Here is a 15,453-nt window from a genome sequence, read left to right as displayed (position 1 = left end):
GCACACCATGTGGACATGGGGCGGAAGGGGCAGGCGTGGTGGGAGAGACCGTGATGCGGCCTCGCCCGGAGCTCGAAAGGGTCAGGCAGCCTTGAGCAAGGGCCATTCGGCGGCCATCGCCCGCGCCACCGCCGGGCGGGCGCGCAGCCGCTCGCGATAGGCCGCCAGCACCGGCCAGTCGGCGAGCGGCACCTTCGAGAACTCGCTCCAGTTGAGCACCGCGAGCAGATAGGCATCGGCGACGCTGAACCGGTCGTCGAGAAAATCGCGGCCTTCGAGATGCCTGGACAGCACCGCGAACGGCTTGGCGTGGCGGGCGCGGGCGGCGGCCTGCTCGGCCTCCGAATAGCCCTTGCCGAGGATCGGCATGTAGACCGCCTTGTGCAGCTCGGTGCTGATGAAGTTCAGCCAGGCGAGCATCCGGTAATGTGCGTCGGAGAAGCCGGTGAAGCTGAGCGAGCCCTCGGGCGCCAGCTCGGCGATATAGGTGAGCACGGCCGGCCCTTCGGTCAGCACGAAGCCGGTGCCGGTCTCGATCGCCGGGACATAGCCCATGGGGGAGATCTCGGTGAAATCGCGCCCGTCGGGCAGGCGCAGGTCCTTCGGGACCTGGACGAACTCGGCATCGAGCCCGGCTTCCTCGAGCGCGATGCGCGCCGCCAGCGAGCAGGCGAAGGGGGTGAAATAGAGCTTCATGACGAGTCTCCCTTGTATTTTTGTACGATCTCGCACAAAAATGACTGGGTCAAGGAATTTAATGCGAGCCGATACAAAAATAGCGCCCCGCGGACGCGGCCGTCCGCGCAAGTTCGACGAGGAAGCGGTGCTGCGCGCCGCGCTCCAGCGTTTCCGCACGCTCGGCTATTCGAACACCTCGCTCGACGATCTCGCCGAGGCGACCGGGGTGAACCGGCCGAGCCTCTATGCGGCGTTCGGGGACAAGAAGGCGCTGTACCTCGCCGGGCTCGCGCGCACCCATGCCAGCGTCGATGCGACCTTCGCCGCCCTCCATGCCGCCGCCTATCCGCACGAGAAGATGCTCAAGGCGTTGTTCCTGGGGGCGCTGGAGGGTTTCCTGACCGGCGAGGACGGCCCGTCGGGCTGCATAGCGGTCAACACCGCGGCGACCGAAGCCGTGAGCGATCCCGACATCCGCGCGGCGCTGGCGGCGTTCGTGGCGCTGCAGGACGGCTGGATCGAGAAGCTGATGGTCCAGGCCGGCAGTGCGGATCCGCGCGGCGATGCGCAGATCGCCTCTTCGGTGATCCATTCGCTGAGTACCCGTGCCCGGGCGGGCACGCCCCGCGCCGAACTGATCGCGATCGCCAAGAAAGCGACGGCATTGCTACTGGCCTGATCCTTGCGCCTATCCAGCCATTGCCAGCATAAATCTTGGCTTTATTATCAATGTGCAATCGAACGACTTGCACGCATCGTCCATTTCGGCGACGAAGTCGTTTGACTCCTCTCCCCATGCGCGCAGTCTTCTTGCCTCGAAAACCCAAGGGGGAGGAACGAACATGCAGCGCATAACCTTGCCTTGCCTGGCCATGGTCGCGGCACTGGCCGCCGGTTGCTCGGCACCGGACGCCAACAAGACCGCGCCCGCCGCCACGGTCAACGAGACCGTCAACGAAAGTGCCAATGTGTCGGCCGCGACAGAGGTGGCCGTCGTGAATGACTGCGCCAAGGTCACCAGCAAGGACTGGAAGGCGTGGGTCGACACGATGCCCGGACCGGGATCGAGCCCGACGCTGCACGTCACCGGACAGGCGACCACCCCGACGAGCGGCTGGACGGTGGTGCTCAATCAGGGTCCGCTCGACAAGGCCCTGCCCCCGACCCAGCATTTCGCCCTGGTAGCGACGGTGCCGACAGGCCCGGTCCAACAGGTGATCACGACGCAGGAAGTGAAGGCGGAGATCAAGAACGCCCAGCCCAAGTACAAGGCAGTCGCGATTTCCTGCGGCAACACCGGCATCGCAACGATCCCGGTCGAGATCGTTTCCTGAGCTAGGCGGCGCCGAGGATCGCGCGCGCCCGCGCCAGATCCTCGTCGTCGACCATGACGCGGACCGGGATCAGCAGGTACGAGCCATCGGCGATGCTGGTGCCGGCGTCGAAGACGAAGCTGGGAATCTCCTCATCCTCCAGCCGGCCCTGGACGATGAAGGCTTCCTGCCGATCGAAACGGCCGAGTTCGACAAGTGCCATCAGGGTTCCTCGCTGGGGTTGCGGACGGGAAGCCCGTCGATGCTGTGGGTGCGCACCGCATATTTGGCGAACCGTGCCTCTGCGCCGTGCTTGATGTGATATTTGCTGAGCGTTTCGCGCTCCCGCTCGAACTGCATGTGCGGCACGCCCCAGCCGCAGCTGTTCTGCGCGCTCTCCACGCGGATATCGAAGATCTGGCGGGTGCCGGGCAGCAGCGTGAAATGGGCCGCGAGCCGCGCCCATTCGGGATCCTGCGGCAGCACCGGCCGGCCCCGACCATAGAGGCGCAGGATCAGCGCCGGGCTGTCAAAGGCGCAGAACATGAGGGTGATGCGGCCATCGGCGACCAGATGCGCGTGCGTCTCGTTGCCCGATCCGGCAACGTCGAGATAGGCGACGCGATTGGGCCCGAGCACGCGGAAACAGTCCATGCCCTTGGGGCTGAGGTTCACCCGGCTTTCGGCCGCCGCCGTCGCGACGAAGAACATCGGCTGGCGTGCGATGAAGGCGCGGTGGCTGTCGGTGAGCGCATCGAAGAACTCGGCCATGCCCGGGCCCTAGACGATGCGCGGTTTGCGGGGAACGCCCGGCACGCATTCGAGATGCGCGCGGTCCCATCCGCCGAGATCGGCGGCCGCGTCATAGGTTGCCTGGAGGAAGCCGAGCAAAGTCGCGCGCGGATCCTCGGCGGTGCGGACCGCGTCATAGTCGAGCAGCCATTCGCCGAGACTGGCGTCGAAATAGGCGGGCGCCGGCACCTTGGCGTCCGGATAGCCTTTGGGCGCCGGATAGCCATAGGCGTAGAAGGCGGGCTTCGGGAACGCGTCGCTGCCCGGCCAGAAGCCGGCACTGGCTTCCTCATGGCTATAGGCTTCGCAGGTCACGGCGTCGGGCAGGCCGGGGAAGCCGCCGGGGTGTTTCGGCGCGGTGCGGCCCGAGAAGCGGGTGACCGCCAGATCGAAGCTGCCCCAGAAGAAATGGACCGGGCTCGCCTTGCCGAGGAAACCGGTGCGGAATTGCTGGAAGACGCGGTCGACCCAGAGCAGCGCGCGGTGGAAATCGCGCACCGCGTCGGCATTCCAGGGGCGTTCGGTGGTATCTTCCGCGAAGGGGACCGCATCGGGGATTTCGCTGGGCGTGCCGTTGATCGCGACCGGGGTGCCGAGCGCGGCGAGCGCGGCCATCAGCGCGGCATGGAAATCGGCGATGCTGCCCGGCCCGAGCGGCAGCACCGCCTCGCCGCCGCCGTCGGTGGACAATCGCAGCTCGCTCGCCTGCAGGTCGAGATCGAGCTGCAGCGTCGCATCGTCGCAGGGGACCGGGCCGGTGGTGAGCCCCCAGGCCGCGGGATAGAGCACGACGTGCCAGCTATGGTTGAGCCAGGGTGTCCGGGCGAGGCGGACCTTGCCGATGATCTGGGTGACGAGGTGGAGATGCCGGGCAGTCTCGCGCCAGCAAGTCCAGTCGAGCTCGGGGAGGATCATACGGGCTCCTTGACGCGCATTACCCATGCGCATAGTTTTTGCGCATGAAGCATGATGCTCTTTCCTCCGGCAAGCGCAAGGCTGTCAATCTCTCGCTCGACACCGGCGTGGTCGCCGCGGCGCGCGAGGTGGGGATCAACCTCTCCCAGATCTGCGAAGCCGCGCTGCGTGATGCGGCGAAGGCCGAACGCGACCGACGCTGGCAGGAAGAACATCGCGAGTGGATCGAGGCGCACAGCCGCTGGGTCGAAGAGAACGAGTTGCCGCTCGAGAAGTACCGCATGTTCTGATGGCGCAATTCGACGTCTATCGCATGCACGGCGGCGGCCTGGTCCTCGACTGCCAGGCAGATATTTTCGAGGAGATCGGCACCCGTCTGGTCGTCCCGCTGATGCGTGAGGAGGCGACGGCCCCGACCACGCCGCGACTGCATCCGCGCTTCGAGGTCGAGGGCGAGATGCTGGTGATGATGACCGAGCTGGCCGCCGCGATCCGGACATCGAACCTGCGCGATCGAGTCGCCTCGTTGGCGCCCGAACGCTTCCGGATCATTGGCGCGATCGACGTACTGCTGGGGGGCGGCTAGCGACATCGCAGTCACCCGATCGGTCCGGCGAACATCAGCTTCCAAGCGGCAACGACGATCCAGTGCGTGGCAACGCAAGGCCAGATGCTGCCGGTTGCGCGGTAGAGGCGCACAAGCAGCACGCCGAGCACCGCCACGATGAGGAGGAAGCGCGGATCGAGGAAGATCGCCGACCAGGGCGGACCGAAGGTCAGCGCCTGAAAGGGGTGCCAGAGCAGGAACAACGCCACTGCCAGCACGGCCTGCCATATCGGGAAGGGCTGCCCGGGCGGCGGCACCAGCAGAGCGCGGAACACGAGTTCCTCGCCCAGCGCGGGCACCAGCATCAGCCCGAAGAAGAAGCCGAGCCAGCGCGCATCGAACGGTTTCGGATCATAATGCGCGAGCCCGGTGGCGAAGGCGAGCAGCGCGACCAGGGACAGGCCCCATAGCAGCTCGCGCGCGATGGCGTTCCAGCCGCGCGCATCGGGCCGGGTGACGAGCGCCGCGTGAAGGCGACGCCCGGCGGATCTCACGCCGCCGTGCCGCCCACCGTCAGCCCATCGACCAGCAGGGTCGGCTGGCCGACGCCGGCGGGGACGCTCTGCCCGCCCTTGCCGCACATGCCGACGCCCTCATCGAGCGCGAAGTCATTGCCGATGCCGGTGACCTTGTTCAGCACGGTGGGGCCGTCGCCGATCAGCGTGGCGCCCTTGATCGGGGCGCCGAGCTTGCCGTTCTCGATCAGGTACGCCTCGGTGCAGGAGAAGACGAACTTGCCCGAGACGATATCGACCTGGCCGCCGCCGAACGACTTGGCGAAGATGCCTTTCTTGACGCGGCTGAGCAGCTCGGCGGGATCGTCACTGCCGCCCTTCATGAAGGTGTTGGTCATGCGCGGCATCGGGGCGTGCTGGAAGGATTCGCGGCGGCCGTTGCCGGTGGGCTCGACGCCCATCAGCCGGGCGTTGAGCCGGTCCTGCATATAGCCCTTGAGGATGCCGTCCTCGATCAGGATGGTCTCGCGGGTCGGCGTGCCTTCGTCGTCGATCGACAGCGAGCCGCGGCGATCGAGGATCGAGCCGTCATCGACCACGGTGACGCCCGGCGCCGCGACGCGCTCGCCGATCCGGCCGGAGAAGGCCGAGGTGCCCTTGCGGTTGAAATCGCCCTCGAGGCCATGGCCGACCGCCTCGTGGAGCAGGACGCCGGGCCAGCCGGGGCCGCACAGCACGGTCATGTCGCCGGCGGGGGCATCGACCGCGTCGAGATTGACCAGCGCCTGGGCCAGCGCCTCGTCGATCGCGCGGTTCCAGGTCTCGGGCTGGAAGAGATTGTCGTAGAGGGTGCGGCCACCCATGCCGAAGCTGCCGGTCTCGCGGCGGCCGTTCTGCTCGACGACGATCGAGACGTTGAGGCGGACCAGCGGGCGGACATCGGTGGCGATGAAGCCGTCCGGCCGGACGATCTCGACCACGCTCCACGAGCCGGTGAGTCCGACCGAGACCTGCTGGACGCGCGGATCGCGGGCGCGGGCGGCGGCGTCGATCGACTGGCAGAGGTTCACCTTGTCGGCGAAAGGCACCAGGTCGAGCGGGTCCTGATGGGTGTAGAGGTGGCGGTTGTTGCCCTGGGGCGGCGGGGCCTTGCCCTGCTTCGCCGGGTCGATCAGCGCCATCGTCTCCGCCGCGCGGCGGATCGCGGCGGGCGAGATCTCGTTGGCATGGGCGAAGGCAGTGGTCTCACCCGAGACCGCGCGCAGGCCGAAGCCCGATTGCGTATCGAACGAGGCGGTCTTCAGCCGGCCATCGTCGAAGCCGAACGCCTCGGTCTTGCGATATTGCAGATAGAGCTCGCCATCCTCGGCGCTGGCCAGCGCCTCGGCGGTGAGCTTCGCGGCGGTCTCGGGATCGAGCGAGTCGCGATAGATGTAGCTGCGCGGATCGGAGGGAATGCTCATCCCGCCGATATAGGCGCTTTAAATGCTGGCGCCAGCCGGGTGGTCGGGCAACTGGCTCTGGTCGGCGCCGTCGGCCGGGCCGCCGATCAGCACGAAGCGGCGGTCGCAATAGCCGCAATCGACATAGCCATGCTCGTCGATCTGCAGGAACACGCGCGGGTGGCCCAGCGCGGCGGGCAGGCCGGGGCCGGTGCCGTCACAGGCGACGCGGGCGGAGGCGGTGCGGATCAGTTCGGGCTGTTGCGCGGTCATGAGTCGCCGATAGCAAGCACTGCGAGGGCTCGCAATCGCCCGCGCGCAGCCTTATGCGGTGCGCATGACTCAGGCTGCGATCGCGATCCAGGATCTCTGTAAGACCTATCAGGGCGGCAAGCGCGCCCTGGACGGGGTGACCTTCGACGTGCCCCGGGGGCAGATCTTCGGGCTGCTCGGGCCGAATGGTGCGGGCAAGTCGACGCTGATCAACATCCTGGCAGGGCTGGTCAACAAGAGCGGCGGCTCGGTGTCGATCTGGGGCTTCGACGTGGACGCGCATCCGCGAAACGCCAAGGCGAGCATCGGCATCGTCAACCAGGAGATCATCTTCGATCCCTTCTTCACGCCCAAGGAGACGCTGGAGATCCAGGCCGGGCTATACGGCGTGCCCAAGGGCAGGTTCGACGCGATGGCGCTGCTGCGCGCCGTCCATCTGGAGGACAAGGCCGACGCCTATTCGCGCACGCTTTCGGGCGGGATGAAGCGCCGGCTGATGGTCGCCAAGGCGATGGTCCACTCGCCGCCGGTGCTGGTTCTCGACGAGCCGACCGCGGGCGTCGACGTCGAGCTTCGCCAGCAGCTCTGGGCCTATGTCCGCGAGCTCAACCAGCGCGGGGTGACGGTGGTGCTGACCACCCATTATCTCGAGGAAGCCGAGCAGCTGTGCGACCGGATCGCGATCATCAACCACGGCAAGCTGATCGCCAACAAGCCGACCCGCGAGCTGGTCGGCATGGCGCAGGAGAAGGTGGTCGAGGTGACCGTCGACCGCGACGTAGCGACGCCGCCGGCCAACGCCTGTTTCCAGAAGGTCGAGATGAAGGGCGAGCGCACCCTCGTCATCACCTATCGCAAGGATCAGGCGAATGCGGGCGAGGTGCTGGGCGCGGTCCAGGGCGCAGGGCTCGGCATCGTCGATGTCTCGACCCGCGAGGCGGACCTGGAGGACGTGTTCCTGAACCTGACCCGTGCGGCGAACGGCTGACCATGAGCGAGACCGAAGAGACCGCCATGGCCGCGGACAAGGCCAAGTCGAAGAGTTCCGCGCGCCTGCGCGCCGATGCGATCCGGGATTTCCGCTGCAAGAACCTGATCGCGGTGATCGAAAACCCGACCGACATCAAGAACATCGGCACCGTGATCCGCAACGCCAATGCGCTGGGGGTCGAGAAGGTCTATGTGGTCGACAGCCGCGGATCGCTCCCCGACGACTGGCAGGAGCTGCGGGGGGACAGGGGCATCTCCAAGACCTCGGTCTCGGCGGTAAAATGGACCTTCGTGAAGCGTTTCGATTCGACCGATGCCTGTTTCGATCATCTCGAGAAGAACGGCTTCACGTCGGTCGTGACCTCGCCGCATGTGAAGGGCAAGGCGAGCATCTACCTGCACGAAGGTGATTTTACAGCCTTCACCAAGCTTGCGGTGTGGTTCGGCAGCGAAGCGATCGGGATCAGCGACCGGGCGGTGGAACGCAGCGAAATGTGCGTGAGCGTCCCGATGTTCGGGATGATCGAGAGCCTGAACCTGGGCACCAGCTCAGGCATCGTGATGTACGAAGTCTGCCGCCAGCGCCGCGAATATCAAAGCAAGTACCGGCTGCGCGACCAGCGCGGCGCACGCGCCGAACCGCTGCCGACGGTGATGCCGCAGGACTGATCGCTTGCTGGCTGCCATGAAATGGCTGCTTGCCCGGGCGCCGGTGCCATGTTGAACGCCCCTGCCCCACGCTCGCACAAAGGGAGTTGCCGATGATCCGCACGCTGATGCTCGCCCTGGCGCTGCCGGTCTCGGCATCCTCCTGGGCCGCGCCGCGGCAGGATGCGGTGCTGCTGCGCGAGTTCATCTATCAGCATGCGCCCTATCCCCAGAGCCATGCCTCGACGATCGTCCAGACCCGCGACGGCGCGCTTGGCGCCGCCTGGTTCGGCGGCACGCACGAGCGCAGTCCCGACGTCGAGATCTGGTTCGCGCGGCGCGGACCGAAGGGCTGGGAAACGTCCAAGTCGGTCGCCAGCGGCATCCAGCCGGATGGCACCCGCCTGCCCACCTGGAATCCGGTGCTGTTCCAGGACCCGGCCGGGCCGCTCCACCTCTACTACAAGCTCGGCCCGAGCCCGCAGAGCTGGTGGGGCATGGTGATCACCTCCACCGATGGCGGGCGCAGCTGGAGCACGCCGCGGCGACTGCCGGAGGGGATGCTCGGCCCGATCAAGAACAAGCCGGTGGCGTTGCGCAGCGGCGCCTTGCTCGCGCCGTCGAGCACCGAGGATGGCTCGACCTGGGAATGGAAGCTGCACTTCGAACGCAGCGAGGATAGCGGCCGAAGCTGGACCAAGACGGCGCCGGTGCCCGTCGATCCGGAAGCGCGCTTCGATGCCATCCAGCCGAGCATCCTGTTCCTGCCCGGCGGCAGGCTGGAGGCGATTGCCCGCTCGCGCCAGGGCGTACTGGTCGCGACCCAGTCCGCCGATGACGGGAAGAGCTGGGGCAAGCTGTTCGCGGTCGACCTGCCCAACCCCAATTCGGGCACCGATGCCGTGACGCTGAAGGACGGGCGCCAGCTGATCGTCTACAACCATGCCGCGCAGCAGCCCGACACGCCCGGCAAGGGCAGGCGCTATCCGCTCAACATCGCGATCTCGCGCGACGGGGTACACTGGCGCCCGGCGCTGACGCTGGAGAGCGAGCCGCTGCCCGAAGGCTATGCCTATCCGGCGGTGATCCAGTCGGCGGACGGGCTGGTGCACATCACCTATACCTGGAACCGACAGCGGATCCGCCACGTCGTGGTCGATCCCGCGCGGCTGGCGGGATAGGGTCAGCGCCGCCGGTATTTGGCGAAGAAGGCCCACATCGCATCATTGTCCGCGGTCCAGACATGGCCCGCGCCGCGCGTGATCCGGCCGATCACCTCCGCGCCGCCGCGGCAATTGGCATAGCGGACCTCATAATGCTTCTCGTCGATGTCGCGCTGCGCCGGGCCGGTGCGGCAGGCGTCGAGATCCGACCAGCGCCCGAGCGCGGTCGCCATCGTATATTGCCAATAGCCGGCACCCCCGCCCTGGATCGGGTTGGTATGATCGGCATCGCCGGCAAAGGCGATCACCGGCATGGGCTTGGAAGGCTGGCAGGTGGCGGGATCGGGAACGCGCTTGTCGCTCGCCAGCGGGTTGCCGGCGCGCAGGCCGACGACCGGCGCGATCGCGGCGAAGCGATCGGCGGCGACGCAGCCGAGCCAGCTGCTCATCCGCCCGCCGCCCGACAGGCCGGTGGCATAGACGCGGGTCCGGTCGACGCAGCGGTTCGCCGCCAGCCAGTCGATCGCGCCCTTGAGGAAGGCGACGTCGTCGGCGTCCTCTGCGCCGGGCATCTTGCCGGTGACACTGGGAACGCCGGGGATGTTCCAGACGAACCCCTTGTCCACCGGAATGCCGGCATCGGGGGCGAGGACGATGAAGCCGTGCGCGTCGGCGGCGGTGGCAAGCTTCGAGCTCTCGAGCATCGCCATGCCGGTGCCCCCGCTGCCATGGAGCAGCATCACCAGCGGCGCGGGCTGGGCGCGCGAGAAGCCGGTCGGCAGATGGAGCATCGCCGAGCGCCCGGTATCGCCGACATTCACGCGGACGGTGGTGCCTGGCGTGCCCAGGGTGCAGCCAGCGGCGGCAGCGGGGGCGGCCCAAAGCGCCACGATAAGGCCCGCCATCAAACCCAGGCTTTGTCGATGCATATCTCTCTCCCGTTGCCAGCACCCCCGCCTAGCGCCTAGTCCGGGCGCAAACCAGCGGAAGAAAAATGGCGCAAGACCCCCATAGCAGCGACGTCCTGGTAATCGGCTCCGGTGCGGCCGGGCTGACCGCGGCACTCAACCTCGCCCAGCATTTCAAGGTGACCGTGCTCGCCAAGGGCGGGTTCGCCGAGGGCTCGACCGCCTGGGCGCAGGGCGGCATCGCCGCGGTGCTCGAGCCGGGCGACACGTTCGAGAGCCATATCGAGGACACGATGATCGCCGGCGCGGGGCTGAACGACCGCGCCACGGTGGAGATGGTGGTCGAGAACGCGCCCGCCGCGATTCAACGGCTGGCCGAGATCGGCGTGCCGTTCAACACCGAGGGCGGCGCGCTGCATCTGACCCGCGAGGGCGGGCACAGCCATCGCCGCATCGTCCATGTCGATGACGCCACCGGGCTGGCGGTGCAGACCGCCCTGCTCAAGGCAGCACAGGCCAATCCGAACATCACCCTGGTGCCCGACCAGGTGGTGATCGACCTGGCGACCAGCCGGCACGAGGAACGCTATTCGGGCGCCGGCAATGTCTGGGGCGTCTATGCCTTCAACCGGCGGACCAACCGGGTGGAGCTGTTCACCGCGCGCGCCACCGTGCTGGCGACCGGCGGCGCGGGACGGACCTATCTCTTCTCGACCGCGCCGCGCGGCGCGACCGGCGACGGCATCGCGATGGCGTGGCGCGCGGGCTGCCGCATCTCGAACATGGAGATGATGCAGTTCCACCCGACCTGCCTCTACAATCTCGAGGTCAAGAACTTCCTGATCACCGAGGCGGTGCGCGGCGAAGGCGGACGGCTGCTGCTGCCCCCCGATGCCGGCGACGAGGCGGGCAAGCGCTTCATGCCCGACCTCGATCCGCGCGCCGAGCTGGCCCCGCGCGACATCGTGGCGCGCGCGATCGACCACGAGATCAAGCGGCTCGGCCTTGACTATGTCCATCTCGACATCAGCCATATGGGCGCGGAGTTCGTGAAGCATCATTTCCCGACCATCCATGCCCGGCTGCTCGATCTCGACATCGACATGACCCGCGAGCCGATCCCGGTGGTCCCCGCCCAGCACTACACCTGCGGCGGCGTGGTGATCGATCGCGATGGGCGGACCGACCTGCCCAATCTCTATGCGGCGGGCGAAGTCAGCCAGTCCGGGCTGCACGGCGCCAATCGCCTCGCCTCCAACTCGCTGCTCGAATGCTTCGTGTTCGGCGAGGCGGTGGCGAATCACATCACCGCGCATTGGGGCGATCTCGCCACGCCCCCGCCGATCCGCCAATGGGACGAGAGCCGCGTCACCGATTCCGACGAGGAAGTGGTGATCAAGCAGAACTGGACCGAGATCCGCCGCTTCATGTGGAACTATGTCGGCATCGTGCGGACCACCAAGCGGCTCGAGCGCGCGGCGCACCGGATCAAGATGCTGCGCGAGGAAGTCGCCGATTATTATGGCCATTTCCGCGTGACGCCCGACCTGATCGAGCTGCGCAACCTGCTGGAAAGCGCCGACCTGATCGTCCGCTCGGCGCTGCACCGCAAGGAGAGCCGGGGCCTCCACTATAATCTCGATTATCCCGAGACGCTGCCCCAGGCGATCGACACGGTGCTGGTGCCCTGACCGCCAAACGGATCTTCTGGGGCGCGCTCCTGCTGGCGGCGGTATTGCGCGCCGCTGCCTCGATTCCGTTCATGGTCAACTGGTTCGACGAGATCTGGCAATATCTCGAGCCGGCCTGGCATCTCGTCGCCGGGCCCTGGGTGCAGGCCTGGGACTATCGCGCAGGGCTACGAAGCTGGCTGATCCCCGAGCTGCTCGCCCTGCCGATGGGGTTGGGGCACACGCTTTCGCCAGATACGACGCTGCATTTGCTCTTCGTCCGCCTGACGCTGGCGGCGCTGTCGCTGGTGATCGTCGGCAGCGCGGTATCGCTGGGGCTCCGACTCTCGCGGCTGCACGGGATCGTGGCGGGGTTCGTCGCGGCGAGTTGGTTCGAGCTGGTCTATTTCGCGCCGCGCGCACTTTCCGAGCCGATCGGGCTGGCGCTGCTGATGGGCGCCATCTGGCTGCTGCTGGCCCGCCGTACGCCGGGGCCGCGCCAGTTCGCGATCGCCGGGCTGCTGATGGGGCTCTGCTTCGTTACCCGCATTCAGTACGCACCAGCGCTGCTGACGCTGGCGATCCTGACGGCGCGGAAGCACTGGCGCGGTGCCTGGCTGCCGATGGTGGCTGGAGGATGCGGCGCGCTGGCGATCGACGCGCTGGCCAATCTCGCCATGGGCGCCATGCCCTTCCGCTGGATGATCGAGGCGGCGCGGATCAACATCCTGGAGGGCCGGGCGAGCGCCTATGGCGTGATGCCCCTCACCGGCTATTTCTCGCTGATCGCCCGGTATTGGTATCTGGCCATGGCGCCGATCCTGCTGCTCGCCTGGATCGGCGCGAAGCGATATCCGGCGCTGCTCTGGGTCGGGCTGGTCCATCTCGGCTTCCATTCCGCCGTGGGGCACAAGGAATATCGCTTCGTGCTGGCGAGCACCGCGCTGCTGGTGATCCTCGCCGCGATCGGCAGCGCCGACCTGCTCCGGAAACTGCCGCGCCGCCGGCTGTTGCTGGCCACCGCGGGCACCTTGACGGTGTGGGGCAGCACCTCCGCCGCGCTGGCGCTGGGGCATTTCCGGCCGAACTGGACGATGGAGGCCGATCTCGCCGCCGCGCTCGAACGAGCGGGGCGCCCGACCGGGACCTGCGGGCTTGCGCTCTACCGCCCGCGCGACACCGTCGCCGGTGCCTATGCGCTCTATCGCCGGGATACGCCTATCTATCGGATCGAGGTGCCCGAGGACGCCGCCCGCCATGCCGGCGCGTTCGACGTGGTGATCACGGCGCGCGAACATGTCGCCGAGCTGCCGAAGGCCTATCGGCTGGAGGCCTGCGCCGCCCCCGGCATCACCGAAGCGCCCGGCTGCGTATTGCGCAGGGCCGGCAGCTGCACGCCGGATCCCGGAACGCCCACGCTCCAGGCCTGGCTGCGCGCCACCAACAACTGAAACCTCAGGATTTTCCCTGCGTTTCACTCAAAAATAGCGGTGCGTTTCCGCTGCATTCACGCTTCACCGCTACAAGATTGGCATTCGTCGCAACCCGGCGTTGCGCGGACTTTCCCGCGAAACACATCCGCCGCATGGTTTCCGGCGGGGCAAGGGGTCGTATTAAAGTGTTCAAGTTCGAGGACTTCTCGGCGTTTCAACGGGCAGTGACGGTAGCCGGGCTGGGGCCCGCGATGCTGGTCGGCTGCACCGTGCACGGCGATCCGTCGCTCGCCACCTACCTGCCCGCCGCTTACGGCGTGAGCTTCGCCTTCCCCTGGGATGGCGGCGCCAAGCCCAGCGCCAATGCCTGGAAGCCGACCGCGCGCGCGCCGCACGGGCTGGTCAATGCGATCGACGGCATCACCCGCAATTTCGACGGGCTGGTCGGCGTGGCGGTGACCAGTGTGCAGGACGGCTGGATCGTCACTTCGAACGACGCTGCGCGGCCGATGCCGCAGCAGAGCGTCTCCAAGCTCTGGGTGACGATGACCGTGCTCGACGCGGTCGACCAGGGCAAGATCCGCCTCGACGATCCGCTCACCATCACCCGCGCCGATTTCACCCTGTTCCACCAGCCGGTCGCGGCGCTGGTGAAGGGTGATGCCGGCTATACCGCCACCGTCGGCGAGATCGTCCGCCGCGCGATGCAGATGAGCGACAACACCTGCAACGACAAGCTGCTGCGGCTGGTCGGCGGGCCCGACGCGGTTCGCGCCTTCCTCGCGCGCAAGGGGATCACCGGCGTGCGCTTCGGCCCGGGCGAGAAGCTGCTCCAGGCCGGCACCGCGGGCCTGGCGTGGAAGCCCGAATATTCGATGGGCAACGCCTTTGCGGTCGCGCGCTCGCGCCTGTCGCCCGCCGTCCGGCTGTCCGCCTATGAAGCCTATGTGAAGGATCCGCCCGATGGCGCCGCCGCCGGCGCGATCTCGGTGGCGCTTGCCCGGCTGAAGCGCGGCGAGCTACTCTCGCCGAGCTCGACCGCCTGGCTGCTCCAGACGATGGACGGCGCCCGGACCGGCCGCGCCCGCGTGCACGGCGCGGTGCCGGCCGGCTGGGTCTATGGGCACAAGACGGGCACGGGCCAGGATCTCGGCGCGCGCACGGCCGGCTTCAACGATGTCGGTATCCTGACCGCCCCGGATGGCAAATCCTATGCGCTCGCCGTGATGATCGGCGACACCCGCCGCCCGATCCGCGAGCGCCAGCTGCTGATGCAGGCAGTGGCGCAGGCGATCGTCGCCAATCACGGCGCCGGCCTGCCCGCCGAGGACAATGCCGACCCGGCATGGAAGGCCTTCACGAGCAGCAAGTAAGTTCGGCCGCAAGCACCGGAAGGCGGGCGGCAGCGCTGCGCGCTAGTCCGCGGCGATGCTAGACCGATATGACTGGACCGCGATCACCGCGGCACTCGACACGCAGGGCTGGGCGGTGCTGCCCGGCCTGCTCTCTACTGCCCAGTGCGACGCGACTGCCGCGCACTATGACGCTGAGGCGGGATTCCGCAGCCGGGTAGTGATGGCGCGGCACGGCTTCGGCCGCGGCGAATATCGCTATTTCGCCTATCCGCTGCCCGACATGGTCGCGGCGCTGCGGACCGGGCTCTATCCCCCGCTCGCCGCCATCGCCAATCTCTGGTACCACCGGATGGGGCTCGCCCATCGCTTCCCGCCGGCGCATGGCGACTTCCTCGCCCGCTGCCATGAAGCGGGCCAGCTGCGACCCACCCCGCTGCTGCTCCGCTACGGTCCAGGCGACTATAACTGCCTCCACCAGGACCTGTATGGCGAGCATGTCTTCCCGCTCCAGCTGGCCGTGCTGCTGTCGGAGCCGGGCCGCGACTTCACCGGCGGCGAGTTCGTGCTGACCGAGCAGCGCCCGCGCATGCAGTCACGCGCTTCGGTGGTGCCGCTCGCACAGGGCGATGCGGTGATCTTCGCGGTGAACCAGCGCCCGGTGCGCGGTAGCCGCGGCGATTACCGGGTGACGCTACGTCATGGCGTCAGCGAACTGCGCTCGGGGCAGCGCCATACGCTCGGAATCATCTTTCACGACGCAAAGTGAAGCAAACCGGGCTTTGTTAAGGCCACGGCCTCGGCTATCCCGGCG

19 protein-coding genes are annotated in these 15,453 nt (G+C 67.7%); 11 read left to right on the top strand and 8 right to left on the bottom strand.

The features are described from left to right. Nucleotides 1-81: 81 nt before the first annotated feature. Nucleotides 82-696, bottom strand: a complete 615-nt coding sequence (locus ACEN8G_RS20320; RefSeq protein WP_413413868.1) for a glutathione binding-like protein — start codon at nucleotides 694-696, stop codon at nucleotides 82-84. A gap of 61 nt (nucleotides 697-757) precedes the next feature. On the opposite strand from ACEN8G_RS20320, the gene ACEN8G_RS20315 reads away from it, so the two are divergent. Both ACEN8G_RS20315 and ACEN8G_RS20310 read left to right on the top strand, forming a co-directional pair. After that, nucleotides 758-1,357, top strand: a complete 600-nt coding sequence (locus ACEN8G_RS20315; protein ID WP_413413867.1) for a TetR/AcrR family transcriptional regulator — start codon at nucleotides 758-760, stop codon at nucleotides 1,355-1,357. 163 nt (nucleotides 1,358-1,520) lie between these two features. After that, on the top strand, nucleotides 1,521-2,012 hold the full coding sequence (locus ACEN8G_RS20310; RefSeq protein WP_413413866.1) for a hypothetical protein: 492 nt from the start codon (nucleotides 1,521-1,523) through the stop codon (nucleotides 2,010-2,012). 1 nt (nucleotide 2,013) lies between these two features. Here ACEN8G_RS20310 and ACEN8G_RS20305 read toward each other — a convergent pair whose 3' ends face one another. The 3 genes from ACEN8G_RS20305 to ACEN8G_RS20295 are packed head-to-tail and all read right to left on the bottom strand — an operon-like array spanning nucleotide 2,014 to nucleotide 3,698. Then, nucleotides 2,014-2,214 carry a DUF2007 domain-containing protein gene (locus ACEN8G_RS20305; RefSeq protein ID WP_413413865.1) on the bottom strand — a complete coding sequence of 67 codons (201 nt, stop codon included), beginning with the start codon at nucleotides 2,212-2,214 and terminating at the stop codon, nucleotides 2,014-2,016. Further along, complete coding sequence (locus tag ACEN8G_RS20300; protein WP_413413864.1) at nucleotides 2,214-2,762, bottom strand: pyridoxamine 5'-phosphate oxidase family protein; 549 nt, start codon at nucleotides 2,760-2,762, stop codon at nucleotides 2,214-2,216. The genes ACEN8G_RS20305 and ACEN8G_RS20300 overlap by 1 nt, the downstream gene beginning before the upstream one ends. A 9-nt stretch (nucleotides 2,763-2,771) precedes the next feature. After that, on the bottom strand, nucleotides 2,772-3,698 hold the full coding sequence (locus tag ACEN8G_RS20295; protein WP_413413863.1) for a DUF5996 family protein: 927 nt from the start codon (nucleotides 3,696-3,698) through the stop codon (nucleotides 2,772-2,774). A 44-nt stretch (nucleotides 3,699-3,742) separates the two neighbouring features. Here ACEN8G_RS20295 and ACEN8G_RS20290 point away from each other — a divergent pair, with 44 nt between their 5' ends. Then, nucleotides 3,743-3,988 (top strand): type II toxin-antitoxin system CcdA family antitoxin, encoded by a 246-nt coding sequence (locus ACEN8G_RS20290; RefSeq protein ID WP_413413862.1) that lies wholly within the window; start codon nucleotides 3,743-3,745, stop codon nucleotides 3,986-3,988. After that, nucleotides 3,988-4,284: a CcdB family protein gene (locus ACEN8G_RS20285; RefSeq protein ID WP_413413861.1), complete on the top strand. Its 297-nt coding sequence runs from the start codon at nucleotides 3,988-3,990 to the stop codon at nucleotides 4,282-4,284. Before ACEN8G_RS20290 ends, ACEN8G_RS20285 begins: the two co-directional genes overlap by 1 nt. 11 nt (nucleotides 4,285-4,295) lie before the next feature. On the opposite strand, the gene ACEN8G_RS20280 is transcribed toward ACEN8G_RS20285, so the two are convergent. From ACEN8G_RS20280 to ACEN8G_RS20270, 3 genes are read right to left on the bottom strand one after another with little or no spacing between them, the layout of a single operon-like run. Beyond that, nucleotides 4,296-4,799: a type II CAAX prenyl endopeptidase Rce1 family protein gene (locus ACEN8G_RS20280; RefSeq protein WP_413413860.1), complete on the bottom strand. Its 504-nt coding sequence runs from the start codon at nucleotides 4,797-4,799 to the stop codon at nucleotides 4,296-4,298. Then, nucleotides 4,796-6,223 carry a metalloprotease TldD gene (tldD, locus tag ACEN8G_RS20275; protein ID WP_413740678.1) on the bottom strand — a complete coding sequence of 476 codons (1,428 nt, stop codon included), beginning with the start codon at nucleotides 6,221-6,223 and terminating at the stop codon, nucleotides 4,796-4,798. Before tldD ends, ACEN8G_RS20280 begins: the two co-directional genes overlap by 4 nt. A gap of 18 nt (nucleotides 6,224-6,241) precedes the next feature. Then, on the bottom strand, nucleotides 6,242-6,475 hold the full coding sequence (locus tag ACEN8G_RS20270) for a zinc-finger domain-containing protein (protein WP_307116871.1): 234 nt from the start codon (nucleotides 6,473-6,475) through the stop codon (nucleotides 6,242-6,244). Between the two features lie 64 nt (nucleotides 6,476-6,539). On the opposite strand from ACEN8G_RS20270, the gene ACEN8G_RS20265 reads away from it, so the two are divergent. From ACEN8G_RS20265 to ACEN8G_RS20255, 3 genes are all read left to right on the top strand, one after another. Then, entirely contained in the window at nucleotides 6,540-7,463 is a 924-nt protein-coding gene (locus ACEN8G_RS20265; RefSeq protein ID WP_307116870.1) for an ABC transporter ATP-binding protein, read from the top strand. A 2-nt stretch (nucleotides 7,464-7,465) separates the two neighbouring features. Next, on the top strand, nucleotides 7,466-8,134 hold the full coding sequence (locus ACEN8G_RS20260; RefSeq protein ID WP_413413857.1) for a TrmH family RNA methyltransferase: 669 nt from the start codon (nucleotides 7,466-7,468) through the stop codon (nucleotides 8,132-8,134). A gap of 92 nt (nucleotides 8,135-8,226) precedes the next feature. Beyond that, nucleotides 8,227-9,294, top strand: coding sequence for a sialidase family protein (locus ACEN8G_RS20255; protein ID WP_413413855.1), 1,068 nt, complete (start codon nucleotides 8,227-8,229; stop codon nucleotides 9,292-9,294). 2 nt (nucleotides 9,295-9,296) lie between these two features. Here the strand turns inward: ACEN8G_RS20255 and ACEN8G_RS20250 are convergent, their stop codons facing one another. After that, nucleotides 9,297-10,181, bottom strand: coding sequence for an alpha/beta hydrolase family esterase (locus tag ACEN8G_RS20250; protein WP_413413854.1), 885 nt, complete (start codon nucleotides 10,179-10,181; stop codon nucleotides 9,297-9,299). A gap of 89 nt (nucleotides 10,182-10,270) precedes the next feature. Between ACEN8G_RS20250 and nadB the strand changes: the two genes are divergently transcribed. The 4 genes from nadB to ACEN8G_RS20230 all read left to right on the top strand — a co-directional run bounded on the left by nadB (nucleotide 10,271) and on the right by ACEN8G_RS20230 (nucleotide 15,408). Continuing rightward, the gene (gene nadB / locus ACEN8G_RS20245; protein WP_413413853.1) at nucleotides 10,271-11,875 is read left to right on the top strand and encodes an L-aspartate oxidase; all 1,605 of its coding nucleotides are present in this window, start codon (nucleotides 10,271-10,273) and stop codon (nucleotides 11,873-11,875) included. 44 nt (nucleotides 11,876-11,919) lie between these two features. After that, entirely contained in the window at nucleotides 11,920-13,305 is a 1,386-nt protein-coding gene (locus ACEN8G_RS20240; protein ID WP_413413852.1) for a hypothetical protein, read from the top strand. A 167-nt stretch (nucleotides 13,306-13,472) separates the two neighbouring features. Further along, a complete protein-coding gene (locus ACEN8G_RS20235; RefSeq protein WP_413413851.1) occupies nucleotides 13,473-14,660 on the top strand; it encodes a serine hydrolase in 1,188 nt (395 codons plus the stop codon). Between the two features lie 55 nt (nucleotides 14,661-14,715). Beyond that, a complete protein-coding gene (locus ACEN8G_RS20230; RefSeq protein WP_413413850.1) occupies nucleotides 14,716-15,408 on the top strand; it encodes a 2OG-Fe(II) oxygenase in 693 nt (230 codons plus the stop codon). Nucleotides 15,409-15,453: the final 45 nt, after the last annotated feature.

The sequence above is a fragment of the Sphingomonas sp. Sphisp66 genome, assembly GCF_047324325.1.
Lineage (GTDB): Bacteria > Pseudomonadota > Alphaproteobacteria > Sphingomonadales > Sphingomonadaceae > Sphingomonas.
The sequence above is the reverse complement of the archived record's forward strand: the minus strand, read 5'-3'. Positions and strand labels throughout refer to the sequence as shown.